Origin of the sequence: Hasllibacter sp. MH4015, from assembly GCF_020177575.1 — a bacterium.
Taxonomy (GTDB): Bacteria; Pseudomonadota; Alphaproteobacteria; order Rhodobacterales; family Rhodobacteraceae; genus Gymnodinialimonas.
In genome coordinates, this window is the sequence record NZ_JAHTBK010000001.1 from 122465 (window position 1) to 148621 (window position 26157).

At 64.1% G+C, this 26157-nt stretch carries 32 protein-coding genes; 19 read left to right on the forward strand and 13 right to left on the reverse strand.

What is annotated here, in order from left to right; translation table 11 throughout:
- Positions 1 to 109: 109 nt before the first annotated feature.
- On the forward strand, positions 110 to 1465 hold the full coding sequence (gene aroA / locus KUW62_RS00705) for a 3-phosphoshikimate 1-carboxyvinyltransferase (RefSeq protein WP_224813597.1): 1356 nt from the start codon (positions 110 to 112) through the stop codon (positions 1463 to 1465).
- Here aroA and KUW62_RS00710 read toward each other — a convergent pair.
- Genes KUW62_RS00710 through KUW62_RS00720 form a run of 3 tightly spaced genes read right to left on the reverse strand, consistent with a single transcriptional unit; the run spans position 1462 to position 3717 of the window.
- Complete coding sequence (locus tag KUW62_RS00710) at positions 1462 to 1878, reverse strand: hypothetical protein (RefSeq protein ID WP_224813598.1); 417 nt, start codon at positions 1876 to 1878, stop codon at positions 1462 to 1464. The two genes, aroA and KUW62_RS00710, sit on opposite strands and share 4 nt — an antisense overlap.
- Positions 1871 to 2809 carry an acyl-CoA desaturase gene (locus KUW62_RS00715; RefSeq protein ID WP_224813599.1) on the reverse strand — a complete coding sequence of 313 codons (939 nt, stop codon included), beginning with the start codon at positions 2807 to 2809 and terminating at the stop codon, positions 1871 to 1873. The genes KUW62_RS00710 and KUW62_RS00715 overlap by 8 nt, the downstream gene beginning before the upstream one ends.
- Positions 2806 to 3717, reverse strand: a complete 912-nt coding sequence (locus KUW62_RS00720) for an acyl-CoA desaturase (protein WP_224813600.1) — start codon at positions 3715 to 3717, stop codon at positions 2806 to 2808. Before KUW62_RS00720 ends, KUW62_RS00715 begins: the two co-directional genes overlap by 4 nt.
- Positions 3718 to 3792: 75 nt before the next feature.
- On the opposite strand from KUW62_RS00720, the gene KUW62_RS00725 reads away from it, so the two are divergent.
- The 7 genes from KUW62_RS00725 to rpsA all read left to right on the forward strand — a co-directional run bounded on the left by KUW62_RS00725 (position 3793) and on the right by rpsA (position 9382).
- Positions 3793 to 4149 carry a metalloregulator ArsR/SmtB family transcription factor gene (locus KUW62_RS00725; protein WP_224813601.1) on the forward strand — a complete coding sequence of 119 codons (357 nt, stop codon included), beginning with the start codon at positions 3793 to 3795 and terminating at the stop codon, positions 4147 to 4149.
- A 50-nt stretch (positions 4150 to 4199) separates the two neighbouring features.
- Complete coding sequence (locus KUW62_RS00730; protein WP_224813602.1) at positions 4200 to 4610, forward strand: GFA family protein; 411 nt, start codon at positions 4200 to 4202, stop codon at positions 4608 to 4610.
- The gene (locus KUW62_RS00735) at positions 4607 to 5101 is read left to right on the forward strand and encodes a hypothetical protein (protein ID WP_224813603.1); all 495 of its coding nucleotides are present in this window, start codon (positions 4607 to 4609) and stop codon (positions 5099 to 5101) included. The genes KUW62_RS00730 and KUW62_RS00735 overlap by 4 nt, the downstream gene beginning before the upstream one ends.
- Positions 5098 to 5712, forward strand: coding sequence for a d(CMP) kinase (locus KUW62_RS00740; RefSeq protein WP_224813604.1), 615 nt, complete (start codon positions 5098 to 5100; stop codon positions 5710 to 5712). The genes KUW62_RS00735 and KUW62_RS00740 overlap by 4 nt, the downstream gene beginning before the upstream one ends.
- A 102-nt stretch (positions 5713 to 5814) precedes the next feature.
- A complete protein-coding gene (locus KUW62_RS00745; protein ID WP_224813605.1) occupies positions 5815 to 6372 on the forward strand; it encodes a hypothetical protein in 558 nt (185 codons plus the stop codon).
- Positions 6373 to 6829: 457 nt separating this feature from the next.
- A complete protein-coding gene (locus KUW62_RS00750; RefSeq protein ID WP_224813606.1) occupies positions 6830 to 7417 on the forward strand; it encodes an outer membrane protein in 588 nt (195 codons plus the stop codon).
- A 216-nt stretch (positions 7418 to 7633) separates the two neighbouring features.
- A complete protein-coding gene (rpsA, locus tag KUW62_RS00755; RefSeq protein ID WP_224813607.1) occupies positions 7634 to 9382 on the forward strand; it encodes a 30S ribosomal protein S1 in 1749 nt (582 codons plus the stop codon).
- A 63-nt stretch (positions 9383 to 9445) separates the two neighbouring features.
- Here rpsA and KUW62_RS00760 read toward each other — a convergent pair whose 3' ends face one another.
- The gene (locus tag KUW62_RS00760; protein ID WP_224813608.1) at positions 9446 to 9997 is read right to left on the reverse strand and encodes a hypothetical protein; all 552 of its coding nucleotides are present in this window, start codon (positions 9995 to 9997) and stop codon (positions 9446 to 9448) included.
- 94 nt (positions 9998 to 10091) lie between these two features.
- Here KUW62_RS00760 and KUW62_RS00765 point away from each other — a divergent pair, with 94 nt between their 5' ends.
- The 3 genes from KUW62_RS00765 (at position 10092) to KUW62_RS00775 (ending at position 13390) form a co-directional block, all read left to right on the forward strand.
- Positions 10092 to 10940, forward strand: coding sequence for an MBL fold metallo-hydrolase (locus KUW62_RS00765; RefSeq protein WP_224813609.1), 849 nt, complete (start codon positions 10092 to 10094; stop codon positions 10938 to 10940).
- 98 nt (positions 10941 to 11038) lie between these two features.
- Positions 11039 to 11776, forward strand: a complete 738-nt coding sequence (locus tag KUW62_RS00770; RefSeq protein ID WP_224813610.1) for an HAD-IA family hydrolase — start codon at positions 11039 to 11041, stop codon at positions 11774 to 11776.
- Between the two features lie 108 nt (positions 11777 to 11884).
- A complete protein-coding gene (locus tag KUW62_RS00775) occupies positions 11885 to 13390 on the forward strand; it encodes a winged helix-turn-helix domain-containing protein (protein ID WP_224813611.1) in 1506 nt (501 codons plus the stop codon).
- Here KUW62_RS00775 and KUW62_RS00780 read toward each other — a convergent pair.
- On the reverse strand, positions 13387 to 13563 hold the full coding sequence (locus KUW62_RS00780; RefSeq protein ID WP_224813612.1) for a hypothetical protein: 177 nt from the start codon (positions 13561 to 13563) through the stop codon (positions 13387 to 13389). The genes KUW62_RS00775 and KUW62_RS00780 overlap by 4 nt on opposite strands.
- A 211-nt stretch (positions 13564 to 13774) precedes the next feature.
- On the opposite strand from KUW62_RS00780, the gene KUW62_RS00785 reads away from it, so the two are divergent.
- Genes KUW62_RS00785 through KUW62_RS00795 form a run of 3 tightly spaced genes read left to right on the forward strand, consistent with a single transcriptional unit; the run spans position 13775 to position 16789 of the window.
- Positions 13775 to 14332 (forward strand): GbsR/MarR family transcriptional regulator, encoded by a 558-nt coding sequence (locus KUW62_RS00785; protein ID WP_224813613.1) that lies wholly within the window; start codon positions 13775 to 13777, stop codon positions 14330 to 14332.
- Positions 14333 to 15769, forward strand: a complete 1437-nt coding sequence (locus KUW62_RS00790; RefSeq protein WP_224813614.1) for a cytochrome ubiquinol oxidase subunit I — start codon at positions 14333 to 14335, stop codon at positions 15767 to 15769.
- Positions 15770 to 15775: 6 nt separating this feature from the next.
- Positions 15776 to 16789: a cytochrome d ubiquinol oxidase subunit II gene (locus tag KUW62_RS00795; protein WP_224813615.1), complete on the forward strand. Its 1014-nt coding sequence runs from the start codon at positions 15776 to 15778 to the stop codon at positions 16787 to 16789.
- A 160-nt stretch (positions 16790 to 16949) separates the two neighbouring features.
- On the opposite strand, the gene KUW62_RS00800 is transcribed toward KUW62_RS00795, so the two are convergent.
- On the reverse strand, positions 16950 to 17759 hold the full coding sequence (locus tag KUW62_RS00800; RefSeq protein WP_224813616.1) for a division plane positioning ATPase MipZ: 810 nt from the start codon (positions 17757 to 17759) through the stop codon (positions 16950 to 16952).
- A 206-nt stretch (positions 17760 to 17965) separates the two neighbouring features.
- Here KUW62_RS00800 and KUW62_RS00805 point away from each other — a divergent pair, with 206 nt between their 5' ends.
- On the forward strand, positions 17966 to 19243 hold the full coding sequence (locus tag KUW62_RS00805) for a tetratricopeptide repeat protein (protein ID WP_224813617.1): 1278 nt from the start codon (positions 17966 to 17968) through the stop codon (positions 19241 to 19243).
- Positions 19244 to 19473: 230 nt separating this feature from the next.
- Here the strand turns inward: KUW62_RS00805 and rpmE are convergent, their stop codons facing one another.
- Entirely contained in the window at positions 19474 to 19695 is a 222-nt protein-coding gene (gene rpmE, locus KUW62_RS00810; protein WP_224813618.1) for a 50S ribosomal protein L31, read from the reverse strand.
- Between the two features lie 12 nt (positions 19696 to 19707).
- Entirely contained in the window at positions 19708 to 20097 is a 390-nt protein-coding gene (gene rplS, locus KUW62_RS00815) for a 50S ribosomal protein L19 (RefSeq protein WP_224813619.1), read from the reverse strand.
- A 321-nt stretch (positions 20098 to 20418) separates the two neighbouring features.
- Between rplS and KUW62_RS00820 the strand changes: the two genes are divergently transcribed.
- Together KUW62_RS00820 and KUW62_RS00825 are read left to right on the forward strand one after the other, a co-directional pair.
- Positions 20419 to 20829, forward strand: a complete 411-nt coding sequence (locus tag KUW62_RS00820; RefSeq protein ID WP_224813620.1) for a MarR family winged helix-turn-helix transcriptional regulator — start codon at positions 20419 to 20421, stop codon at positions 20827 to 20829.
- A 54-nt stretch (positions 20830 to 20883) separates the two neighbouring features.
- Positions 20884 to 21273: a hypothetical protein gene (locus KUW62_RS00825; RefSeq protein WP_224813621.1), complete on the forward strand. Its 390-nt coding sequence runs from the start codon at positions 20884 to 20886 to the stop codon at positions 21271 to 21273.
- Positions 21274 to 21275: 2 nt separating this feature from the next.
- On the opposite strand, the gene trmD is transcribed toward KUW62_RS00825, so the two are convergent.
- The gene (gene trmD / locus KUW62_RS00830; RefSeq protein ID WP_224813622.1) at positions 21276 to 22097 is read right to left on the reverse strand and encodes a tRNA (guanosine(37)-N1)-methyltransferase TrmD; all 822 of its coding nucleotides are present in this window, start codon (positions 22095 to 22097) and stop codon (positions 21276 to 21278) included.
- 50 nt (positions 22098 to 22147) lie between these two features.
- Positions 22148 to 22678 carry a hypothetical protein gene (locus tag KUW62_RS00835; RefSeq protein WP_224813623.1) on the reverse strand — a complete coding sequence of 177 codons (531 nt, stop codon included), beginning with the start codon at positions 22676 to 22678 and terminating at the stop codon, positions 22148 to 22150.
- Positions 22679 to 22867: 189 nt separating this feature from the next.
- Here KUW62_RS00835 and KUW62_RS00840 point away from each other — a divergent pair, with 189 nt between their 5' ends.
- Both KUW62_RS00840 and KUW62_RS00845 read left to right on the forward strand, forming a co-directional pair.
- The gene (locus KUW62_RS00840) at positions 22868 to 23806 is read left to right on the forward strand and encodes an ABC transporter ATP-binding protein (protein ID WP_224813624.1); all 939 of its coding nucleotides are present in this window, start codon (positions 22868 to 22870) and stop codon (positions 23804 to 23806) included.
- Entirely contained in the window at positions 23803 to 24564 is a 762-nt protein-coding gene (locus KUW62_RS00845; protein WP_224813625.1) for an ABC transporter permease, read from the forward strand. Before KUW62_RS00840 ends, KUW62_RS00845 begins: the two co-directional genes overlap by 4 nt.
- Before the next feature lie 145 nt (positions 24565 to 24709).
- Here the strand turns inward: KUW62_RS00845 and rimM are convergent, their stop codons facing one another.
- From rimM to KUW62_RS00860, 3 genes are all read right to left on the reverse strand, one after another.
- On the reverse strand, positions 24710 to 25255 hold the full coding sequence (gene rimM / locus KUW62_RS00850; RefSeq protein WP_224813626.1) for a ribosome maturation factor RimM: 546 nt from the start codon (positions 25253 to 25255) through the stop codon (positions 24710 to 24712).
- Between the two features lie 75 nt (positions 25256 to 25330).
- Positions 25331 to 25792 carry a 30S ribosomal protein S16 gene (gene rpsP / locus KUW62_RS00855; protein ID WP_224813627.1) on the reverse strand — a complete coding sequence of 154 codons (462 nt, stop codon included), beginning with the start codon at positions 25790 to 25792 and terminating at the stop codon, positions 25331 to 25333.
- 48 nt (positions 25793 to 25840) lie between these two features.
- A complete protein-coding gene (locus KUW62_RS00860; protein WP_224813628.1) occupies positions 25841 to 26140 on the reverse strand; it encodes a chorismate mutase in 300 nt (99 codons plus the stop codon).
- Positions 26141 to 26157: the final 17 nt, after the last annotated feature.

Here is a 26157-nt window from a genome sequence, read left to right on the forward strand (position 1 = left end):
ACCTTGCTGTTGCAACATCAATTCACCCCCCAAAAATCACCCATGGACCCCCACCGGTCCCGCGTCTATCACCACGGCCCAAGACCCATCGCAAAAGGCCGCATGCCCCATGTCCTCCCACGGTGATCCCCAGCCCATGACCGCGCGCCGCGGCGGTGCCCTTAACGGTGTGGCAGAGGTGCCGGGCGACAAGTCGATCTCCCACCGCTCCCTGATCCTTGGCGCGATGGCCGTGGGCGAGACGCGGGTGACCGGCCTCTTGGAAGGCCAGGACGTGCTGGACACGGCCGCCGCCATGCGGGCCTTCGGGGCGGAGGTGACGCGGGAAGGTGACGGGACGTGGTCGATCCACGGCGTCGGCGTGGGTGGGTTCGCGGAGCCCGAGGATGTCATCGACTGCGGCAATTCCGGCACCGGCGTGCGCCTGTTGATGGGGGCCATGGCCACGACGCCGATCTCCGTGACATTCACCGGCGATGCGTCGCTCCGGTCCCGGCCCATGGCGCGGGTGACGGACCCGCTGTCCCTGTTCGGCACGCAATCCTACGGGCGCGCGCAGGGGCAATTGCCGATGACGCTCGTGGGGGCGGCCCATCCGCTTCCGGTGCGCTACACCACGCCCGTCCCCTCGGCGCAGGTGAAATCCGCCGTGCTCCTCGCGGGCCTGAATGCACCCGGTCAGACCGTGGTGATCGAGGCGGAGGCGACGCGAGATCATTCCGAACGGATGCTGGCGGGCTTCGGCGCGCAGATCACGACCGAGGTGACGGAGGAGGGCCGCGTCATCACCCTGACCGGCCAGCCTGAACTGAAGCCCCAGACCATCGCCGTGCCGCGCGACCCAAGCTCCGCCGCCTTCCCGGTCTGTGCGGCGCTGATCTGCGAAGGCTCGGACGTGGTGGTCCCCAATATTGGCCTCAACCCCACCCGCGCGGGCCTGTTCGAGACGCTGCGCGAAATGGGCGCGGATCTGACCTATGAGAACCCCAGGGAGGAAGGCGGCGAACCGGTCGCGGACCTGCGTGCGCGCTTCTCGCCCGACATGAAGGGGATCGAAGTGCCGCCCGACCGCGCGGCGAGCATGATCGACGAATACCCAATCCTGTCGGTGGTCGCGGCGAATGCCGAGGGGCCGACGGTGATGCGTGGCGTCAAGGAATTGCGGGTCAAGGAAAGCGACCGGATCGCCGCAATGGCCGATGGCCTGCGCGCGGCCGGGGTGAAGGTCGAGGATGGCCCCGATTGGTGGATCGTCCATGGGCGCGGCCCCGGCGGCGTGAAGGGCGGGGCCAAGGTCGCGACCCATCTCGACCATCGCATCGCGATGTCATTTCTATGCGCCGGGTTCGCGAGCCGCGAGCCGATCACCGTGGATGATGCGGGGCCCATCGCGACGTCGTTTCCGATTTTCGAAGGGCTGATGCGTGACCTCGGCGCACGGCTCGAGCGGTCCAACCGAGCTTAGGGAAGGCAGGGGTCTTCAAGCGGGGCGAGCGGGACCGACCAACGCCGCCCGACGGCACCCAACCAGAAGGCCGGGCTGGCCACGATGCCGATCCCGACGGCCCAGACCAAGCCAACCGGGGATTGAAAGAAAAGCCCGAGCACCACGACAGACCAGCCCGTGATGATCACAGTGCTGTGCCACCAATAGGCTCTTTCGATGTGACCCCTTAGCGCGGCATTGGTGGCAAAGGCCAACCCCGCCGCTGGCAGGAACGCGACGACGCCAAATGTCGCGAAGAACAACGTGTTGACCACCATGGCCTCCAGAATTTGGCGTTCTGGGCCTGTGCCGACCGAAATGAGAGCGGCGAAAGCCAGAATGCAGGCGCCGTAGGCCCAGAGGCAACCACGCCAGATGTCATGATTAGGCATGGGCCAGGTTCTCGCTTTCCGCATGCAAAGATTGGCGGACCCGGGCCAGCCCTTCGCGAGCCGGTTCGGAGTCCGGCCGCTTCACATCCCAAGCCAACCCCACGGCTTCCAGTGCCTTGATGAACCAGAAGCCCGGATCGACCTGGCCATGTTCGACGCCAAGTTGCGCGGAATGCGGAAAAGCATGGTGGTTGCCATGGAAGCTCTCGCCGAAGGTCAGGAACCCCAGGCCGCGCAGGTTGTAGCCCTGCACCGGCAATCCCCTGACCTCCCACCCCTGATGTCCGCCCTTGTGGGCGGCATGGCCCACGGCCCAATGGCCGATCAGCGACACCGCGATGCGGAGCGACACGCCCCACAGAACCAATCCGATGCCGCCGATGGCGAACAGGATCGCCGCGGGGATCAGTTGTTGCGCCATCCAATGCCGTTCCATCCACGCGTAGACGGGATCGTCAGCGATCTCCGCCTCCACCACGAAACGGGGCGGGTGGGTCAGGCGGAATTCGCAATGCATTTGCCACCACGCATCCCTCAGCCAGCCCGCGCCATGGGACGGATGGGGCGGGCATACCGTCTGCCGCTGGTGCCAATCGCGCATGTCATGGGCGCGGATCATGCCGATCGGCCCCGCCATGCCGACCAGCGTTCCGAGCCAGACCAGAACGCGTTCCACCCCCTTCGGCGCGTTGAAGCTGCGGTGGATCAAAAGGCGATGCATCCCCACGGAATGCCCGGCGCAAAGCGTGAGGGCCGACAGGACAAGAAACGCCGCCACGCCCCCCCAACTGGGGAATACGACGATCGCGGCAAGGCCGCCGGCCATATGGGTAAGCGTCCAAAGCGATTTGCCCGGGGCCCAGACGATGCGGCCTTCGGTGGCGGACGTGCGTGGCGTGGCGAAGACGCGGTCAGTGTCGATCAGGTTCATTGGATGGCTCCTTTGAATGCGGGGTTTTGCAGCCCGTGCGGTAAGCGGATGTTCCACGCGAGCCCGAGGGCCGACAGGGCGCGGATCACCCACCAGCCGGGGTCGATCTGGCCCGCGTGATGTCCCATCCGGGCGGAACGCGGAAACGCGTGGTGGTTGTTGTGGAAGGCTTCGCCAAAGGTGAACACGCCCCAGAACGGCAGGTTGCGCCCGTCAATCGCGATGTCGTCCTGCACGAACGGGCGCTCTCCGGTCGTGTGGGCGAAATGGACCGTGACCCAATGGCCCGCCAGCGACACCGCGATGCGCAGACTCACGCCCCACAGGACGAAGCCGATACCGCCCATGGCGAAAAGGAGCGCCGCCAGCGGCAATTGCTGCCACCGCCACGTCGCCTCCAACCAGCGGTAGAAAGGATCGCCCGTGATGCGGCCCTCGATATGAAGGACCGGCGGATGGTCGAGGTTCATCTCGCAATGCATCTGCCAAACCGCATCCCGCCAGAACCCGACATCGTGCTTTGCGAAGGAATGGCAATCACGCTGCTGTTGCTGCCAGTCGCGGATCTCGTGGATGCGGAACATGCCGATGGGTCCCGCCATGCCGACAAGGGTTCCAAGGTAGACCAGCGCGTATTCCAGCCAGCGGGGTGTCTCGAAACTGCGATGGATCAGTAGGCGGTGCATCCCGACGGAATGGCCGAGGCAGAGGGTCAGGAGCATCAGGGCGAAGGTAACGCTGGCGGCCTCCCACGACGGGAAAGCCACGACGCCGATGATGCCCGCCAGCGCCATGGCGCTGAACCAGAGCGATTTTGCGGAGGACCAGACGACCCGCCCCTCAACCGCGGAACTGCCTTGCATCGGCGTCACACGATCGGTGGCGCGTAGCGTCATGTCCTCAGCCATCCCTTGTATCTCCTCGCTTCATCATTTAACTAATAAGTGAAATCTCTATTTAACCTGTGAGTTAATTGGTGAATTATGTCAAGCCCTGACAAAGTCTTTGAAGCCCTGTCTTCGACCACGCGCCGGAAAATCCTTGCATATCTGCGGGATAGGCCCCTGCATGCCGGTGCCATCGCCGACCGGTTCGAGATGTCGAAACCAGCGGTCAGCAAGCATTTGTCCATTCTCGAATCGGCCGGCCTGATCTGGCGCAAGCGGGAAGGGCAGTTCATTCTGTACGGGATGGAGCAGGATCAACTGGCCGGTCATCTGTGGTCGTTCATGCAGGAAGTCTGCCCGCCCTCCCGCGCGCTGCGCCGCGAGGTGCGCGAGGAGATGGAGGGGCCTGGGCCACGCGCGGCGGACGCGGACCCTGATCCGTCGCACTCGTGATGGCCACGGCATTCCTGCCCGCCTAGGTTTCCCGTGAAGGAGGCCTTGCCATGTCATATCCCCATGGGTCCTGCCTGTGCGGCGCAATCACCTACGCCGTCGCGGGCCCGCTGCGCCCCGTGATCGCGTGCCACTGCGCGCAATGCCGCAAGACCTCCGGCCATCACGTCGCCGCAACCTCCGCCCCGCGCGATGCCGTGCGGATCACGGGCGCGGTGACCTGGTTCGCCTCCTCCGCCAAGGCGCGGCGCGGGTTTTGCGCAACGTGCGGGTCGAACCTGTTCTGGGATGGATCCGGGACACATCTGTCGATCTTTGCCGGGACATTCGATGGTGATCCGGGCGTGCGGCTGGCGGGGCATATCTTCTGCGCCGACAAGGGCGCGTATTACGACATCGCGGATGATCTGCCGAAGGCGGCGCGGGATGATCCGAGCCTCACCACGCAGGTTTCGGGATGACGGAATGGGCGTTGTGGCGGGGCCTCGCGGTTCTCACGGCATTGCTATACGCCGGGCTGGCGTGGATCGTTTTTTCCGATGTGATGCCCGGGGCAGGTGGGTTGATGCCGTTCGATGGCCGTGTGTTCGGCTATTCGGTGGCGGAGGCGCGGGCGTTCCTTGACGCGCTGACGCCTGAGGCGCGGGAGACGTATCTTGGCCCCGCGCGCCTCCTCGATACGGTGTTCCCCCTTGCGCTCGGCGCGTTGCTGGCCTGGCCGCTCTGGCGCTTGTCCCCAAGTCCATGGCGCATCCTCGCGGCTCTCGCATTGGGATACGTTGCGGCGGATCTGGTGGAGAATGCGGCGGTTGCGGGAATGTTGAGGGAGACAGGACCCGTCACGCCCGCCACCATCCAGGTCGCCAGCCGCCTGACCGTTGCCAAATACGTGCTTTTGATTGGCAGCGTGATTGCGCTCGGGGCCATATTCGTGAGAACCAGACGCCCATGAGATTCACGGTCGCCATTGATGGCCCGGCTGCGGCGGGCAAGGGCACGATCGGTCGCGCAGTGGCGGACCGGTTCGGCTTCGCCCATCTCGACACGGGCCTGCTCTACCGGGCGGTTGGCGCGCGGCTGTTGCGGGGTGAACGGGCGATCGATGCCGCGCGTGGCCTGACGCCGGATGATTTGGCCAATCCCGATGCCCTTCGTATCCCCGATGTGGCGCAGGCCGCCTCCAAGGTCGCGGTGATCCCCGAAGTGCGGGAGGCCTTGCTGGAATTCCAGCGCGCCTTCGCCCACCGCATCGGGGGCGCGGTGCTGGACGGGCGGGACATCGGCACCGTGATCTGCCCGCGCGCCGAGGTGAAATTGTTCGTCACCGCCAGCCCTGAGGTTCGCGCCCAACGCCGGATGGAGGAGATGGCGGCCAAGGGGATCGACATCGCTTACGACGACGTCCTCGCCGATGTGCGTGCCCGCGACGCCCGTGATACGGAGCGCGCCGCGGCACCAATGGTCGCCGCCGAGGATGCCGTGACGCTCGACACCAGCGACCTCAGCATCGCCGCGGCAATTGCGGCCGCCGTGGACCTGGTCGCCGCGCGGCGCGAAACATGAGCGAGCCGTCGCGGGAGCGTGACCGGGGGTGAGGCATTCCCCCCTAGGTTGCCGTGCCTTGCCGGTCTAGGCTGGACTCCCATTGATCCCGGAGTTCGTCCCATGCCGCGCATCCTCATCGCCCTGACCCTCGCCCTTACCGCCGCCATCGGTCCTGCCCTTGCCCAGACCGAAGAGACGCCGGACGCGCAGCCCGAGGTGCCGCAGATCGAGGTGGAGCCGCCGATGACCATGGCCCGGCTCGGCGCGATCATGACCCTTATCGACGAGGCCGCCGTGGTGGAGCCGGGCGGAATTTCCCTCACCGTCGCCAACGTTCCCGTCACCATCATCGGCGATCCCCGGGCCAACCGGATGCGCATTCTGGTGCCGATCTCCTCCGCGGCGGGGCTGACGGAAGCGGAGATGTTGCGCATCCTCCAAGCCAATTTCGACACTGCGCTTGATGCGCGCTATGCCGTGGCCAATGACCGGCTCTGGTCCACGTTCATCCATCCGCTAGCCGAGCTGACCCAGGACCAGGTGATCTCCGGCCTCGCCCAGACCGTGACGCTCGCCCAGACCTACGGCGACACCTACACGTCGGGCGCGATCATGTTCGGCGGCGGCGATACACGCAGCCTGATCGAGGAGTTGCGGAACCTCGGGGAGGAGCTGTGAGGGCGTAGCTTATCACGCTTGATAAAGTGGGTTAAGTATCTGGAATGAAACAACATCCTCTGCGATTTTAACTGAATCTTAAGGTTCTGAGACCGTTTTCGGGTTGCCCGATGCGTGTCCGGCTGGTGAGGTGAGCGGGTCGGAACGCGCTGCCTTGGGGGGCGGGGCAAGACGCTCTTTCACGGGAACTGCCCGGAGGAGTTGCGCGAGACGGAAGGGCGTCCGGGCCATCACCTCCTGCCCGTAAGATGCGCCGAGGCCCGGGCGATCGCGGTTCGTCTCGCGGTACAATTTGGTCTGGTTGGATGTTTTCCGAAGTCTGCGTCTAACCATGAAATGCTGGCCAGATATGTCACAAGCTTCAAAAAATGAAAGCGGCGCCTGTGAAACGTTTATTCCATTGGGGCGGGAGGTGCTAAACATTTGCGAAACAACATGACCACTGTCAGGGGACAGCATGCTTAGGCCCATCATCACCGCGCTTGCCGCGACACTTGCTTTTTCCACGGCAGCGACTGCGCAACAGGCCTATGATTGGTCCGGCGCTTATGGTGGCGTAAGCCTCGCTGCCATTGATGTGCACTGGGATTTCAATACCAACCCCAGTGATCCTGAAAACCCGTTTGATGCGGAAGCCGCGCCGGGGGTTTTTGCGGGCTATCTGTTCCAAAACGACGCCTTCGTTTACGGTGCCGAGATTTCGCATAATATCTATGACGGGGAGCAAGGTGCGGGCCCGTTCCTTTTCGAATTGGGCAGCCAGACCGAGCTGCGCGCACGGGTCGGGTACGCGTTCGATAACGTGCTGGTGTCTGCCTCTGTCGGCTATGCGTCGCGCGAATTCTTTTCACGCTTCGTGGACGTGCGTGACAACATCACCGGCATGACCTACGGGCTTGGTGCTGACTATGCGATCAATGACCGAATGTTCGTCGGTGCGGATTGGACGCATTCGAGCCTGAACGGATCAAACGCCAGCTCCTTCTACAATTCCTACGAAGTCACCGAAGACGCGTTTCGGCTTCGCCTCGGCTTCCGTTTCTGAGAACAAGTCGCGCCGGATGCAATCGAGCCTCGCTGGCCTTCGGCCTGCGGGGCTTGCGCATTTTGGTTGGCAGAGCTATACGCGCGCTCGTCAACTCGGCGGATAAGTCGGGGGCATGAGATGAGCAGGGTCGGACGTTCTCCGGCCCTCTTTATTTTCCCGGCCCCGCCACGGAATGACCAAGCAACGCCCTCACGCAGCGAAGCGGTAGGGCTAATGAAACCAAGACCGGCGGAGACAACCGCGCGGCCAGATCAAAACCGAATAGGAACCCAAAGCCACATGGCAAATGCAACCATGGAGGAATTCGAAGCCCTCCTGAACGAAAGCTTCGAGATTGACACGCCCGACGAGGGCTCGGTTGTCAAAGGCAAGGTCATCGCGATTGAAGCGGGACAGGCCATCATCGACGTCGGCTACAAGATGGAAGGCCGGGTCGAGCTGAAAGAATTCGCGAATCCCGGTGAAGCGCCCGACATCTCCGTCGGGGACGAGGTCGAAGTGTATCTTCGCAACGTCGAGAACGCCCGTGGTGAGGCCGTGCTGTCGCACGAGATGGCCCGCCGCGAAGCCGCCTGGGATCGTCTGGAAAAGGCCTATGCCGCGGAAGAGCGTGTCGAAGGCGCGATCTTTGGCCGCGTGAAGGGTGGCTTCACCGTGGATCTGGGCGGCGCTGTTGCGTTCCTGCCCGGCTCCCAGGTTGACGTGCGCCCCGTGCGCGATGCGGGCCCGTTGATGGGCCTCAAGCAGCCGTTCCAGATCCTGAAGATGGACCGTCGCCGTGGCAACATCGTTGTGTCGCGCCGCGCGATCCTGGAAGAGTCCCGCGCCGAACAGCGCGCCGAGGTGATCGGTAAGCTGAACGAAGGCGACGTTGTGGACGGCGTGGTCAAGAACATCACCGAGTACGGCGCATTCGTCGATCTGGGCGGTGTGGACGGCCTGCTGCACGTCACCGACATGGCCTGGCGCCGCGTCAACGACCCCAAGGAGATCCTGACCATTGGCGAGACCGTCAAGGTGCAGGTCATCAAGGTCAACAAGGAAACGCACCGCATCAGCCTTGGCATGAAGCAGCTGCAGGACGATCCGTGGGATGCCGTTCAGGGCAAGTACCCGCTCGATTCCGTCCACACGGGCCGCGTGACGAACATCACCGATTACGGTGCGTTCGTTGAGCTGGAGCCTGGTGTCGAAGGCCTTGTCCACGTCTCCGAGATGTCTTGGACCAAGAAGAACGTGCATCCGGGCAAGATCGTTTCGACCTCCCAGGAAGTCGAAGTGATGGTGCTGGAGATCGACCCGGTCAAACGCCGCGTCTCCCTCGGCCTCAAGCAGACCATGCGCAATCCGTGGGAAGTCTTCGCGGAAACCCACCCCGAGGGCACGCAGGTCGAGGGCGAAGTCAAGAACATCACCGAGTTCGGCCTGTTCGTGGGTCTCGACGGTGAAATCGACGGCATGGTCCACCTCAGCGATCTGACGTGGGAAGGCCGGGGCGAAGACGTCATCGGTGAATTCCGCAAGGGTGACATCGTGAAGGCCGTCGTCACCGAGGTCGACACCGAGAAGGAGCGTATCAGCCTGTCCATCAAGGCGGTTGACGGCGATCCGTTCGGGGAGACCATCGAAGGCGTCAAGCGCGGCTCCGTGATCACGGTGGAAGTCACCGCAATCGAGGATGGCGGGATCGAAGTGGATTACGAGGGCATGAAGTCCTTCATCCGCCGCTCCGACCTGAGCCGGGATCGCGCCGAACAGCGCCCCGAACGCTTCGGCGTCGGCGACAAGGTGGATGTCCGCGTGACGAATATCGACGCGAAGTCCCGTCGCCTTGGCCTGTCGATCAAAGCCCGCGAGATCGCCGAAGAGAAGGAAGCCGTGGAACAGTTCGGCTCCTCCGACAGCGGCGCATCGCTTGGCGACATCCTTGGCGCGGCGCTGAAAACCGACGACGACAAGTAAGCGTTTGCGTGTGAGATAGAGGAGGCCCCGCTGGCGACGGCGGGGCCTTTTTCAGGCCCGCGGCTATTCCGTCACCATCATGAATTGGTCACGCAGCTCCGTGACCGCCTTTAGGTCCACATCTTCCGGCACCACGAAAGCCGCCTGCCGGTCGGAGCGTTCGGAGGCGCGCAAGACCTCCTCCACGATATGATAGGTCCGCCGCCCCACGTAATCGTCGAACACGACGACACAGCCGGGATCGGCATGGATCAGCGTGGTCAGGAAGCTCGCCACCCGAAACCGCCCGTCCACCAGAACGACATCGGGCTTGACCGGCGCGTTCCAGGGGCCTTCGACGTAGTGAATGAAATTGCGCCGCTTGCGGTAGCTGCGCGGTTTGCCCCATTTGGCCACCGGCCCCACGTCGATATGGCGCAGGATGTGGCCGGGGCGGGTGACGGCGGCGCTGGTCTGTGCCACCCAATCGGCCGAGGTATCCACCCCGATGATCGCAGCGTCGGTATAGGCGTCGACCCAAAGCGTGGACGCCCCCATGCCATATTCGCCATAGACCTTTGCCGCATCGATGGCGGCGAGGAACAGGCGGTCGTCACCGTCGAACAATGCGCTCATCCCGCCATCCTGCGCGCGCGGACGCGGCTTGTCACGGGGGGCGGTATGGGAAAGGCTGGTCCCGTGGCGTGCGGGCCCGAGGGGGAGATGCGAAATGCTGTGCAAGATCGGCGACATTGAAGTCTGGCGTATCCTGGAATTGAACGGCCCGTTCCGGGAGGCGGAGACGTTATACCCCAATGCAGGCCCCGACGTGGCCGGCCTGATGGAAGAGATCGCGCCGGGCCAGATCGAGAAGGGCAGCACACGGGTCATCCTGCCTGTTCAGGGTTTCCTTCTGCGCACCCCCGATCACGTGATCCTCGTCGATGCCTGTGTTGGCAACCACAAGACGTTCCCGAGCTTCGAGACCTGGAACATGCGCGACAGCGACCGGTTTCTGGCCGCGCTCACCGCGGCGGGTGCCACGCCGGATGAGGTCGATTACGTCTTCTGCACCCACCTTCATGTCGATCATGTGGGGTGGAACACGCGCCTTCTGGACGGTCGCTGGGTCCCGACCTTTCCCAATGCGCGCTACCTTCTGCCGAAGGCCGACCTGGCGATGTTCGAGGACAATCCGCACCCGATGTATGACGAAAGCATCCTTCCGGTGATCGAGGCCGGGCAGGCGGAGGAAGTGGGGCCGGATCACGCGCTCGGCGATCATGTCACCCTGATCTCCACCCCCGGCCATACACCGGGCCACGTGTCGGTACGCATCCGGTCCCAAGGTCAGGAGGCCGTGATTACCGGCGATGCGATCCACACGACCCCGCAATGCGCCTTTCCCGAATGGCATTTCGTCTATGACAGCGACCCGGAGCTTGCCGTGACCTCGCGCAGGCATTTGCTGGAGAGCGTGGCCGATAGCGGCGCGCGGGTGCTGGGGACGCACTTCCAGCTGCCGTCCTTGGGGCGGATCCGGACCCAGGGCGACGCCTTCGAATGGGTCGCGGACTGAGGGGGGTCGGATACCCATACCGCGCGTCCGGTGGCGATCGCGATGGCAGAGGCGTCCATCACCTGTTACGCTGATGCTCATCTTGAGAGCATACCTTCATGGCTGGACGACACTGGACGAGACGGCTGGAAGATACCCCGTTGCCGCAGGAGGTGCCTCTGCGCGGCCCGCTTTTGTTGTTCGACGTTGACGGGACCTTGCTTGATGCGGGCGGGGTGATCGCGGACACAATGGTCACAGCGTTCGAGGCCGCAGGCGAAGACCCGCCGGAGGCAGCATTCGTCCAGTCGCTTATCGGTCTGTCACTTCCCGAAATGGTGGACGTGCTGGCCAGTCGCCTTCACCCGGATCGACGTGAGAAAATCCTGTCGGGCTATCGGTTGCGCTATTTCGACCTCATCGAACAAGATGATCCTTCGCCGGTCTTTCCCGGGGCGGACGCGGCGCTGGGTCGGCTGCGCGCAATGGGCTTCGTCTTGGGGCTCACGACCGGTAAGGCCCGGCGGAGCACGCAGCATATGCTGTCCACGATGAACTGGCACCAATATTTCCACACCGTGCAATGCGCTGACGACAACCCGTCAAAACCCAACCCGACCATGATCGCGCGCGCCCTGGCCGAGACCGGACGAAGCGCGGAGAACACGATCCTGATCGGCGACTCGCGCTATGACATGCGGATGGCGGAGGCTGCGGGGATCCGCGCGGTCGGTGTATCGTGGGGTTACAATCCTCCGGTGGAACTTGTGCGCGAAGGCGCCGTTGCCATCGCACGGGACTTCGACGACCTCGTTGCGATCGTGGCCAGGGTCGCCGCGCAATTGGCACCGGCCTGACGCCGGCTTGGCTAAATCAAGACGCGGATCGGTTTGACAGCTCACGCCCTGCCGTGCCTAGCTGCCCGGATCGGGCCTTGTTTCAGGCGCGCTGCAACGGGACGCAGGATGCTCGAAATTCAGAACGATCAACGGGTTGCACGGTGGCAGGGCGCAGGGCTGAGCCTGGGCGCGCGGGCCTTTGACGTCCTCAGCTACCTGCACGCCCACGCCGACCGCGTGGTCTCCAAGGCCGAGCTGCTGGACCACGTCTGGCAGGGCCTGATCGTCGAAGACGGCAATCTAGCCGTTCAGATCACCGCCCTGTGCAAGGCACTGGGGCGCACGGCGATCAAGACGGTGCCGGGTGTGGGATATCGCCTGACCATAGGCGCCGCCCCGGTCGAGGTGGAAGGACCCGCCGTTCCCGACATTCCGTCCCTTGCTGTTCTGCCGTTTTCCAACCTGACCGGCAGCGTGGATCGGGAGTATCTGGTCGACGGTATCGTGACCGAAATCATCGGCGCGTTGGGGCGGGTGGGATCGTTCTTCGTGACGTCTTCCACGTCGACGTTCACCTACAAGGGCCGCGCCGTTGATCTGGCCGAGGTGGGCCGCGAATTGGGGGTGCGGTATATCCTGGAAGGCTCCATCCAGGCGGCGGGTGAGCGCATCCGCATCTTCACGCAACTGGTGGAGGCCGAGACCGGGCGGATGATCTGGCAGGACCGGTTCGATGGCGAGATGGGCGATATCTTCGATCTGCAGGACCAGGTGGCCGAAAGTGTGGCGGGCGCGTTGGAGCCCAAGCTGATCTGGGCCGAGGCCGCGCGGGCACGGGCAAAGCCGACAGAAAGCCTGAGCGCCTATGACCTGTGCCTGAAGGCCACCCCGATGGTCGCGCGGCTCGATTCAGCGGAAGGGTTGGAAGAGGGGGTAAAGCTGTTGCGCAAAGCGCTGGAGTTGGACCCCGCTTATAACCACGCCAAAGCCTTGATCTGCTTTGCCTGCGTGACGGGTGTCGCGACACGCTTCTGGAGTTTTGAGAAAGGCGCCATGGCGCTGGACTATGCGGAGGAGGTGGTGAATTCGTCCGAGGATGACCCGGTCGCGCTGGCCTATGCGGGCAATTACCTCGGATATGTGCACCGCCGCTATCGCGACAGCCTGATCGCGCTGGAACGGGCCGAGCGGATCAACCCGAACTCGGCCACCACGGCGATGCTGAAGGGCTGGCTGCATGTCTATCGAGATGAAAATGACGAAGCGGTCGCCTGTTTGACACGGGCCAAGCGGCTGAGCCCGTTGCACCCCAATCTGGGCGTCATGACCTGTGGGTTCGGCAATGTCGCCCTGCAACGGGGCCAGCCGGAAGAGGCGATTGTGCACTTCGAACAGGCGCTTTCGGAATATCCGACCTTCATGTCGACCGTGCAGGGCCTGATGACGGCCTATCACGCGGTGGGCCGGATGGAGGAGGCGGCGGAGCTTGCGCGGCAATACCGCGAACGCGCGCCGGAGTTTTCCGTTGAAAGCTTCCTGACCCACCGGGCGGTGGCGAGCCAGGGGTACGTGGATCTTACGGTCCGGGCGATGCGCGATCTCGGGTTTCCCGAGACCGGCGTGGGAGATTAGCGTAGCAGGGTGTCGACACGGGCGCGGGCCTCGGTCCGGCGCTGTTGGGCGGCAAGGTGATCTTCGGGCGACTTGGGCGTGGGGCGCAGGGCTGCCAGGTGGCTCAGCAGCGTCTTCGCCAGGGTCGTCAGGGTGGATACGGTGACGGTGGTGTTCGTGGTGAAAACGGCCATGGGATGCGGTCCTTATCGGGTGTGATCTGATGCATCCTTTGTGCCTTGGGGCCGCATAAAACGTCCTTTAGCCGCCCCTTAAACGATCTTAAGCGCGCCTAAACACTCCCTCGCCACCATGTCGCACCCCTGCGCGTTGCCTTTGCAAGGACAAGCTTTATATCAATTTCAGAAATTACTGAAATCCAAGAACGCGAACGGGATTTTCAAGATGAACCTGACACCTCTCCAGCAGGAGTTTGTCCTGCATTTCGGGGAAATGGGCAGCCGGTGGGGGATCAACCGCACGGTGGGGCAGATCTATGCCCTGCTGTTCCTGTCCTCCGCCCCTCTGAACGCGGAACAGATCACCGATGGATTGGGCGTCAGCCGGTCCAACACGTCGATGGGATTGAAGGAACTTCAGGCTTGGAATCTCGTCCGCTTGCGCCATGTCCCCGGTGACAGGCGGGATTACTTCACGACGCCCGAGGATCTGTGGGAAATCACCCGCATTCTGATCGCGGAGCGCAAGAAGCGCGAGATTGACCCGACCTTAACGAAACTGCGCGAGTTGGAGATGGCCGGCCCCAAGGGTGACGATTATGCGGAGGCCCGCATCGCCGAATTGCGCGAGATGATCGAACTGATGACCGGGTTCTACGACGACATGGAGAAGCTGGAGACGGAGCGTCTGGTCAAGATGCTGACACTTGGCAGCCGGATCGCCGGCCTGATCGACAAGACAAGCGGGGCCCTCACATTGGGCCGCCGGAAAGAGGTTAAGTAGATGGAAGCCCTCCACACACTGATCCTGAGCCGCATTCAATTCGCGGCCAATATCTCGTTCCACATTCTGTTCCCGACGATCACGATCGCGCTGGGATGGGTGCTTTTGTTCTTCCGCATCCGGTTTGCCCAGACCAAGGACATCAAATGGATGGAGATCTACCGCTTCTGGGTGAAGATCTTCGCGCTGTCCTTTGCCATGGGCGTGGTCAGTGGCATCACAATGTCCTTCCAGTTCGGCACCAACTGGCCGGGTTTCATGGAAACCGTGGGCAATATCGCGGGCCCGCTTCTGGCCTACGAGGTGATGACCGCGTTCTTCCTTGAGGCCGTGTTCATCGGCATCATGCTGTTCGGCTTTTCGCGGGTGCCGTCGTGGCTGCACATCCTTGCGACGTTCCTGGTGGCGTTCGGGACGACCGTGTCGGCCTTCTGGATCATCGTGCTGAATTCCTGGATGCACACGCCCCAGGGGTATGAGATCATCGATGGCGTAGCCCATGCCACTGATTGGTGGGCGATCATCTTCAACCCCTCCATGCCCTACCGCTTCGCCCATATGTGGATGGCGTCGGGCCTGACGGTGGCGTTCCTGATCGCCGGTGTGTCGGCCTTCCGCTGGCTCTTGGGCGACCGGTCGCGCGATGTGCGCACGGCGCTTAAGGTCGGCGTGTCGATCGGCGCGCTCTTGATCCCCGTCCAGATCTACCTGGGCGATCTGCACGGGTTGAACACCAAGGAATACCAGCCTGCCAAGGTCGCGGCGATGGAGGGCCTGTGGGAGACGGGCACGAACGTGCCGCTCATCCTTTTCGCCATCCCCGACGAGGAGGCGCGCGAGAACCACTTCGAGGTGGGTATTCCCGGCCTCGCCTCGCTGATCCTGACCCATTCGTGGGACGGGGAGTTGCAGGGCCTGAACGATTTCGTGGCTGAGGATGGCACGGTGATGCACCCGCCCGTCGCGCCCGTCTTCTGGTCCTTCCGCACGATGGTCGGCACCGGTCTGGCGATGCTGCTTGTGTCCTGGACCACGGTGTTCTTGATGTGGAAGCGGCGCCGGATGCATGTGGATGCGTCCGCCGGTCACTGGTTGGCCGTCGAGGGCATCCCGAAGCCGGTCTTCTGGGTCCTTGTGCCGATGGCGTTCAGCGGCTGGGTCGCGACGCTCGCGGGCTGGTACACGACCGAGATCGGGCGCCAACCGTGGCTTGTCCAGGGTATCATGACCACCGACATGGCCGTGGCCGACGTGCCCGCGCCGATGGTGATGGGCACGCTCATCGGCTACCTCGTGGCCTACGGCGTCCTGCTCTTCGCCTATATCAGCGTCATCGTCTACCTCGCCCGCAAGGCGGCGCGCGGCAACGATGAGCGGGCCAATGACATGAGCCATTCGGGCAAGGCGCAGGTCGAAGCCCTGCAACCGGCGGAGTAAGCGCAGATGTTTCCCGACTTCGCCAACCCCGCCGAATGGCTGCCCTGGGCCTTCGCCTCGCTGATGGGGTTCTCGATCCTCGTCTACGTCATCCTCGACGGGTTCGATTTGGGGGTCGGCATCCTCTTCCCCTTCGCAAGCGAGGCGGAGAAGGACCGGATGATCGGCTCCATCGGCCCGTTCTGGGACGCCAACGAGACGTGGCTGGTGCTGGCGGTGGGCCTGTTGCTGGTGGCGTTTCCGACGGCCCACGGGCTGATCCTGACAACGCTCTACCTGCCGGTCTTTGTGATGCTGATCGGCCTGATTCTGCGCGGCGTCGCGTTCGAATTCCGCGCCAAGGCCCACGTGAAACACAAGCGCCTGTGGAACAACCTGTTCTTCGTGGGCTCCACCATGACGGCGCTGAGCCAGGGCTTCATGCTGGGGCTCTACATCATGGGGCTGGAGCAGACGCTGGCCACCTATGCCTTCGCGACGCTGACGGCGGTGGCCCTCGCGGTGGGCTACAGCTTCATCGGCGCGACATGGCTGATCCACAAGGCCGAGGGCGGGCTGCAACTCAAGGCCGTCCAATGGGCGAAAGAGAGCCTATGGGGCATCATCATCGGCATCGGCGCGGTGTCGCTGGCCACGCCGCTGGTCTCCACGCGGATCTTCGACCGCTGGCTTGATTTTCCCACCGCGTTTTACCTTGCGCCGATCCCGATCATCTCCGGCCTGCTGGTCGTGTGGCTGTGGTGGATGATCCGCCAGATGCCCTACAAGGACGATGCGCGATCCTGGCTGCCGTTCGCGGTCAGCACCGCGATCTTCGCGCTGGCCTATCTGGGCCTCGCCTACAGCTTCTATCCGTATGTCGTGCCGGAGCAACTGACGATCTACGAGGCCGCGGCCGCGCCGGAAAGCCTTCTGATCATCCTGATCGGGGCATGTTTCGTGGTGCCGACCATCGCGGGCTATTCGGTCCTTGCCTATTACATCTTCCGGGGCAAGGCGACGGAACTGCGCTATGATTGAGGTGTCCCGCCGCTGACCGAAAGGTGCAGGCGGGGCCTGCATTTTTCTTGCCTCACGCCCCTTGGGGCGCTCAGGTGGGGGGCGCTGCCCCCGTCCTGCGGACTCCCCCGGGATATTTCGGGCACATGGAAGATGGGACGGGCCCGATGCGCGAGCGGGTTCAGAAATCCACGCTCACGCCGGGCAGGTTCAGCGCCCGCACGAGGTCGCGCAATTCCTGGCGCGCCGCAACGTTGGAGATGTTGAGCCGCTCCACCCCCAACTCCCGCAGATCCAGGAGCGTCATGCCCGAGGGGAACAATTCGCGAAAGATCACCCGTTCCGAGAAACCGGGTGCCACGCGGAAGCCGATGCGCTTGGACAATTCCTCCAACGCGCGGCCCATCTTCTTCTTGTTGTGCATCTGCTGCGCCGGAAGCCGGTTGCGCACCACGACCCAATCGGTGGGTTTCAGCCCGGCCCGGGCGCGCAATTGCCGGGCGTGCCAGACCATCTCCGAATAGACGCTGGGGCCTTTCAGCTCGTAGGTTTCGGGGTCGATCTTCGCCAAGAGGTCGAAATCCACGAAACTGTCATTGAGCGGCGTGATCAGCGTGTCGGCCAGGGAATGGGCCACCTGGCTCAACCGTGTATGGCTGCCGGGGCAGTCGATCACGATGAAATCGCAGACCCGTTCGTGGTCCGCGACGGCGGCCGACAGGCGCAGGTCATAGATATTCTCGCCCTCCGGCACGTCGTCGGCGGCGATGTCGGGCAATTCGAGGATGCGCGGCAGGGCGGCGTCCATCCCCTTGCGCTCCACCGTGCGGGCGCGGTTTTCGAGGTAACGCTGGAAGCTGCGCTGTCGCAGGTCGAGGTCCAGGCCGCCCACCACGTGACCCAATCGCGCAAGCGCCGTGGCCACATGCATGGCGGTCGTGGATTTTCCCGATCCGCCCTTCTCGTTCCCCAGAACAATGATATGCGCCATCGGCCTGTCCCGCCTTGCTTTACTGCCGCGACCCGCATCGGGGCCCTTGCCCTACCCACGGGCGGTCTTCTTGCGCGGACCGCCCCTTGATTGCCCGGCACGATACGCCCTGCACGGCACCTTGTTAAGCGCAAAGCCCGGACCGGTGGACCGAATCGCGGAATGCGTGCGACCCTTTTGCCGCAAGGGATTCGGGGCAGGGCGAGATGCAGCACGACAGATACGGCAATGAGTTGACCACCGATGAGGGCGCGGCGGCGCGCGCCTATAGCCGCGGGGTGGATCACGTGCTTGGCGCGACCCACGGCGCGGACATAGCCTTTGCGGAGGCGATTGCCGCCGATCCGAACTTCGCGCTGGCCCATATCGGTGCCGCGCGCGCCGCGATGTATGCCGGCGACATGGCCGGGGCCAAGGCCGCGCTTGGCCGGGCGCAGGCGCTGGCGGACGGGGTGAGCGTGCGCGAACGCGCGCATATCGGGATTTTCGCGCTGCTTCTGTCGGGCAAACCGGTGGAGGCGCGCGCGGCCGTGCTGGCCCATGTCCGGACCTATCCCCGCGACGCGCTTGCGGCGCAGATCTGCACCAACATCTTCGGGCTGATCGGGTTCTCAGGCGAGCCGGGCCGGGAGGCGGCGCTTCTGGCCTATACCTCCGCGCTCATGCCCCATTACGAGGGCGATTGGTGGATGATGTCGATGCATGCCCTGTCCCTGTGCGAGGTGGAGCAGACGGCGGCATCGCTGGAGCTGATGGAGGCGTCGCTTGCGCTTCACCCGCGCAACGCCAATGGCTCTCATTTCAAGGCGCACGCGCTTTATGAGGAGGGGCGCACGGAGGAGGGGCGGGCCTATCTCGATACATGGATGCGGGAGTATGAGCCGGAAACGGTTCTGCATGGCCACCTCAGCTGGCACCAGGCGCTCTGGGCGGTGGAGGCGGGGGATTGGGACGCGATGTGGGCCACGTACCGCGGTGCGATTGCCCCCGGTGCGTCCCATGCGCTGCCGATCAATACGCTGACCGACGGGGCCGCGTTGCTGTGGCGGGCGGAGATGGCGGGGGCGGACGTGCCACCCGAGGATTGGCAGAGGCTAAGTTCCTTTGCGGCGCAGACTTTCCCCGATCCGGGGCAGAGCTTTGCGGATATCCACGCGGCACTCGCCCACGCCATGGCCGGTGACGGTACGCAGCTGGCCCGGTTCGTGGACGCGGGCAAGGGCTACGCCGCCGATCTGGTCGCGCCCATCGCGCGGGCGTGGAAGGCGGTGGCGCGGCAGGATTGGGCCGGAGCGTTGGAGGATCTCACGCCCGTGATGTCGGCGCATGTGCGCGTGGGCGGGTCGCGCGCGCAACGCGATGTGCTGGAGCTGACATGGCTGTTGTGCCTCATGCGCGCAGGCCAGAGGGAGGAGGCGCGTCGCGCTGCGGCCACACGTCGCCCGATCTTTTCGCCCGTCGCCCCGATCGCGGCATTTTCGTAAACTTTTTGGTAACGTTTTCCGAGTGATGTGCGGCCCATGGGTCTGATTTGCCCTGCCGCGCGCGCGGGTCTTCGTGCGCACGGCCCGGCGTGTTTGTGTATTGCGCCGGGGATGCGCCCCCTGCCGTTTGGTGGGGGGCGTTTTCCGTTTCGCGGCCCTGCATGGTCCGCCACGAAAAACGCCGCCCGTGTGACGGGGCGGCGCAATCATTGGTCGAACGGGCGTGTGGCTTAGAAGCCCAGGCCTTCGTACTTCTTCTTGAACTTCGACACGCGACCGCCGGTATCGAGCAGACGGGCCCCGCCGCCGGTCCAGGCCGGGTGGACCGTGGGGTCGATGTCGAGCGACAGGGTGTCGCCTTCGCTGCCCCAGGCCGAGCGCATCTGGACGATGTCGCCGTTGGTCATCTTCACGTCGATCACGTGATAATCGGGATGCAGATCCTTTTTCATCTCACGGTCTCCTTACGCTTCGGCCTGCGCATCTTTGCGCGGCTTGTAATTGGTATCCTCGGCGATCCGCGCGGATTTCCCGCGGCGCGAGCGGAGGTAATAGAGCTTCGCCCTGCGCACGCGGCCACGGCGCACGACGGTGATGCTGTCGATGTTGGTGGAGTAGAGGGGGAACACACGTTCCACGCCCTCGCCGAAGGAGATCTTGCGCACGGTGAACGATCCGGCAATGCCGTCGCCGTTCTTGCGCGCGATGCAGACGCCTTCGTAATTCTGAACACGGGTGCGGGTGCCTTCCGTCACGCGGAAGCCCACGCGCACGGTATCCCCGGCCTTGAAATCGGGAATGTCTTTCCCGAGGGCGGCGACTTGTTCCGCCTCGATCTGTGCGATCAGGTCCATCTGATACGCTCCTTTGTTGCCCACGGTTTGCCCGCGGAGGTCACGATCCGCCCCAGAGCTCTGGTCTTCGACCGGGTCCGCCTTGCTCCCGCTTTCGGGGGCGCCCGCCAGAGATACGCGCATGCATTTGCTTTTGCGTGTTCCGCACGCCGTATTGGGCCCCGAAAGTTCGACCCGGCAAAACGAAACGATCCGGTTGGCCGATTCCGACCCCGGATGCAGCGCGTATACGGGCGCGCGGCCTTGGGATCAAGGGGTGGGATGGCTCTTGACCTGCGCATGTACGCCTATTAGTTAGGAAGACGAACTAATAGGTGCCGAATGCCAGAAGCCGCCGAGATCCTGCAAGTCATTCACCGCCTCTCCCACCGGGCGTGGGCGAAGGAGGGCGCGGCAATCGGGTTGAGCCACAGCGAGTTCGAATACCTCGCGGCAATCCACGCCGAGGCGCAGACGCAGTTCTGGGACGGGGATACCCACGGGCAGCACCTGCACAATATCGTGGATCGCCTTGGCGTCTCCAAGGCGTCGGCCAGTGCCATGGTCTCCAAGCTGGAAGGTCGCGCGTTGATTACGCGCATCCAATGTCAGATGGATGCCCGCGCGCAGCATATCATCCTGACCGATGCAGGTGCCGATCTGCTGAGGCGGGGGGAGGAGATTTACGACGCGATCGCACGGACCCTGCCCGACCAGATCGCAGCGGAGGTGGCGGCGCTCACCGCGCCGTGATCCTCGTTTTGCGAAAAGTAATTAGGAAGACAAACGAACAAAAGGAACAAGATCATGAATATCGAGATGCTGATCCTAGCCGCATCTGTCCACGCCCTGATCTGGGAGCATCTGCCCCATTGGGGGACGTGGTTCATGCGCATGATCGAGGCGCTGCCGCGGCCGTTGCAGACGCTCTATGGCCAGTGGCATTGCCCCTATTGCGCGGGTTTCTGGATCGCGCTTGTCCTGCACGGGATCACCGGTATCTGGACGTTTGAGGCATTCGCGGGTTTTTCCGTGGCCTGGGGCGGTCTGGCCGCACCACTGGCGTGGGTCTTCGACGCGCTCGCAACGGCGCTCTTGGTCAAGACAACCATGCTGACGCTGAACGCATTGTCGGGTCCGGCCCTGGCGGGCTACCGGGCGAAGGCGGAATTCATGGCCGCGCGAGATGCGGAATGAGGTCAGTCTTCCCGCGATTTGGCCCACAGGTCGGGGCGGCGCGCTTTGGTCAGCGCCTCGGCCTGGTCACGGCGCCATCGCGCCACCGCGCCGTGGTCGCCCGACAAAAGGACCGGCGGGATGTCGTGGCCGCGCCACTGGGCGGGTTTGGTGTATTGGGGATGCTCCAGCAATCCTTCGGAAAAGCTTTCCTCCTGCGTGGAGGCGGCGTTTCCAAGCACGCCGGGGATCAATCGGACGGTTGCATCCAGAAGGACCTGCGCGGCCAGTTCACCGCCGGTCAGGACGTAGTCGCCGATCGACACCTCCTCCAGCGGGTAATGGTCGATCACCCGCTGGTCGAGGCCTTCGAACCGCCCGCAGACAAGCGTCATGCCCTTCGCGCGGGCAAAGCGTTCGGCATCGCGTTGATCGAAGGGCTTGCCCCGGGGGGAGAGGTAGACGCGCGGCCAGAGGGACGGATCGTCGGGCGTTCCGGCACTGGCCATGTCCAGCGCGCGGCCCATCACGTCGGGCTTCATCACCAGCCCCGCACCGCCGCCCGCGGGCGTATCGTCCACCTGCCTGTGTTTGCCGATGCCGAAGCTTCGCAGGTCCACCGGCTCCAACGCCCAAAGGCCGTCGTGCAACGCCTTGCCGGTCAGCGACGCTCCAAGGACGCCGGGGAACGTTTCGGGAAACAGAGTGATGACCTTGGCGCACCATGCCGTTGCAAGGCGCGGGCGGTCCGTCATCAGCGCGCGCGGCTTCAGACTTGCCGATTGCGACAGCCGGCCATGGGATCTGGCGGCTTGCGGGGGACGGGAGGCGGGTTCATCGGCCATACCGCCGCTTTATGCGAGCGGCGGCATGGGATCAATGTGGTGCGGCCCGATCAGGGCGCGACGGAAAAGCGGACATTGTCGATGACGATGCCCCCGTCATCGCCGCCCTGATGGTCGAAGAAGATCGCGCCATTGGTGCCATCGCCGTCGAAGGACAGGGTCCAGGTGCGGTAATGCTGGGGCTCCGCGGGGCGGGTTTCGGAGATGGCCATGACCTCTCGGAAGCCGCCGACGCCGAAGATCATCGTGTTGCCGTTGTCCTGGGCGAAGCTGTTCCAGGTGTAGTCGAAGGTCAGGTTATAGCGCACACCCGGTTGCAGGGCGAAGGTGGCCATGGATTGCAGGCGACCCGCGTCAAGCGTGCTGCCGTCAAGGTCGATGCAGGTCTGGCCGGTCGGCGCGCAGATATCGGGGAAGGTGCCCTGGCCAACCGTATCGACGCTGCCGCCCGTGACCGTCCAGCCCGCGGGGGTGAGGTTGAGGCCGGTGGGATTCGCATCGAAATTATCCTCGAACAAGACCTGCGCGGAGGCGGTGGAGGCAAGCAGGACAAGGGCAGCGGCAAGGCGAAGGGGCTTCATGAAAGGGAGTCTCCGAGTTGGGAAAAAGAAGTGGTTATAGAATGACTTACTGCTACGTCAGGGCGCAAGGTCGGGACATGGCGGAATACCCGCATTCCGTGCTTTTGCGCGCAGAATTGGCGCGGCGGCGCACCTTGTGCGCCGCGCCGCGCAACCTTAGGGTCCGGTCTGGCTGAAGGAGGCGCGCCAATGACACCCATTTTGAAGGTCGACCGCCTGACCAAGACCTATGACGGTGGGTTCACCGCGCTCGACGCCGTCTCGCTGGAGATCATGGAGGGGGAAATCCTCGCGCTGCTGGGTCCGAACGGCGCGGGCAAGACGACGCTGATCTCGGCCATTTGCGGGATCGTGCAGCCGACCTCCGGCTCCGTGAGTGTCGGCGGCTTCGACACCCAGACACAGTATCGCGGCGCACGCGCCCTGATCGGGTTGGTGCCGCAGGAGATCAACCTGGAACCCTTCGAAAAGGTCATCAACACGGTCCGCTTCTCGCGCGGGTTGTTCGGCAAGCCCCGCGATGACGCCTATCTGGAAAAGATCCTCCGCCAATTGTCGCTGTGGGACAAGAAGGACAACGCGATCCGGGAGTTGTCCGGCGGGATGAAGCGCCGGGTGTTGATCGCCAAGGCGCTGAGCCACGAGCCGCGTGTCCTGTTCCTCGATGAGCCCACGGCGGGCGTGGACGTGGAATTGCGCCGTGACATGTGGGAGATCGTGCGCACGCTGTCGGACAGCGGCGTCACCATCATCCTGACCACCCATTACATCGAGGAGGCCGAGGCGATGGCCGACCGCGTGGGCGTCATCAACAAGGGCAAGATCCTGTTGGTGGAAGAGAAGGCCAACCTGATGGCGCGCATGGGTCAGAAGGAGCTTCGGATCGACCTGACGGAGAAGATAGACGCGATCCCGCCGGACCTGGCCGACCGCGACCTGGACCTGTCCGACGACGGAATGCGGCTCACCTACCGGTATGACACGCGGGCCGAGCGCACAGGCATCGTGCGCCTGCTGAGCGCGTTGCAGGCGGCGGGGCTGGCCGTGGCCGATGTGGAAACCAAGCAAAGCTCCCTGGAGGAGATTTTCGTGGGTCTGGTCCAGGACCAGGGGGAGGATGCGGCATGAACCTGCAAGCCGTCCGCGCGATCTATATCTTCGAGATGGCGCGCACCTTCCGCACCATCGCGCAGTCCATCATCTCTCCGGTCCTGTCGACCTCGCTCTACTTCGTGGTCTTCGGCACGGCCATCGGGTCGCGCATCGAGCAGGTGGAGGGCGTCAGCTATGGCGCCTTCATCGTGCCGGGGCTCATCATGCTGACGGTGCTGACCCAGTCGATTTCGAACGCGAGCTTCGGCATCTATTTCCCGAAATTCATCGGCACGATCTATGAATTGCTCTCTGCGCCGGCCTCGTTCCTGGAAATCACGGCGGGCTACGTTCTTGCGGCGGCGACGAAGAGCTTCATGATCGGGCTCATCATCCTCGTCACCGCGTTCTTCTTCGTGGATTTGCAGATCCTGCACCCGGTCTGGATGCTGACCTTCCTTGTGCTGACATGCCTGTCGTTCAGCCTGTTCGGCTTCATCATCGGCATCTGGGCGCAGAATTTCGAGCAATTGCAGCTGATCCCGCTTCTCGCGGTCACGCCCTTGGTGTTCCTGGGCGGGTCGTTCTATTCCATCACGATGCTGCCCGAGACGTGGCAGACGATCAGCCTGTTCAACCCGGTCGTCTACCTGGTGAGCGGATTCCGGTGGAGCTTTTTCGGAACGGCGGACGTGGCGCTGGTCTGGTCCATCGTGGCGATCCTCGGCTTCACGCTGGCCTGCATCCTGACGATCGGCTGGATCTTCAAGACCGGCTGGCGGATCCGCGCGTGACCTGAAGGAGCAGCGAAGCTGCACGATCCTGCCTCGCTGGTCCGCTGGCGCGGCCTGCACTCAGGGGGCGCAAGAGCGCCCCGGGGGGGCCAGCCCCCCGCCTGCGGCCCCCCCGAGGTATTTTTGAAGCAAAGAGGGGCGGAGATCAGCCCTTGTCAGCGGACCTGGGGGCGGGTTCGTCGGACAAAAGACCATCGGGCGGGTCGACGATGATGCGGCCTGCGGTGAGATCCACCGTGGGCACGACAGCGGCGGTGAAGGGGATCAGAAGGCCGTTGCCAAGGCCTTTGCCGCGCACTTCGAGGATGTCACCGGCCCCGTGGTTGAGGATCGCGGCGACCTTGCCGATGGCCTCTCCGCCCGTGTCGAGCACGGCGAGGCCGATCAGGTCGGCATGGTAGAATTCGTCATCGGGCAGGGAGGGAAGCGCGCTGCGCGGAGCGTAGAGGCGGGTGCCCCGCAGGGCGTCGGCGGCGTCCTTGTCACGGATGCCGGAGAGTTTGGCGGCGTAGCCGGTTTTCACCGGGCGGGTCAGGGTGAGCGTGAATTGGCGCGTGCCATCTTCGGTGGAAAGCGGCCCGTAGGCGCCGATATCCGATGGTTCCGCGCAGAAGCTTTTCACGCGCACCTCCCCCCGGACGCCGAAGGCGCCCATGATCGCGCCGACGCAGACCTGGTCGGATTTTGCCATGTTCGGGGACCTCGCGCGCGGGGTGCGGGCGCCCACCGGCCTGGCGGGCGCCCCGATGCAGGGATAGGCGGGGACTTAGTCCGCCTTTTCTTCTTCGGCGGGTGCGTCAGTGGCGGCCGCGTCCTCTGCGGGTGCGTCTTCCGCCGGTGCATCTTCGGCCACGGGTTCCTCGGCGGGTGCCGCGGCGGCTTCGGCGGCAGCGGCGGCCTTGGCGGCTTTCTCCTCGGCCCGTTCCACGGCTTTCTTGCCGGGCTCTGCCTTCTTCATGTTGGCGCGCTCTTTCTTCTCGATCACGCCGGCGGCTTCGAGGAAACGGCTGACGCGGTCGGTCGGTTGCGCGCCGTTATCGAGCCAGTGCTGGACGCGGTCCATGTCCATTTTCACGCGCTCTTCGCTGTCCTTGGGCAGGAGCGGGTTGTAGGTGCCGAGCTTCTCGATGAAGCGACCGTCGCGGGGCATGCGGCTGTCGGCGGCAACGATCCGGTAGAAGGGGCGTTTCTTGGAGCCGCCGCGGGCGAGACGAAGTTTGATGGCCATTTTGGTTTCTCCTTGGAATGGCTTGCGTTTTCCGGTCTGAAGCCGGGTCTACGATTGATGTTGTTCGTGGTGTCGGATCACCTCGTCGATGACGAAGCGCATGAGTTTCTTGGCAAAATCCGGGTCGAGGTCGGCCCGGTTCGACAAGTCTTCGAGCCGTGCGATCTGCGCGGCTTCGCGCGCGGGATCGCTGGGCGGAAGGTCGTGTTCGGCCTTGAGGCGGCCGACGGCCTGGGTGTGCTTGAACCGCTCACCCAGGGTGTAAATGAGGATGGCATCGAGCCGGTCGATGCTGTCGCGATGTTCGGCCAAAATCGCGGCCGCGCGGGTTACGGCGTCTTGGGTCATGGGGCCTCCGAAGCGGC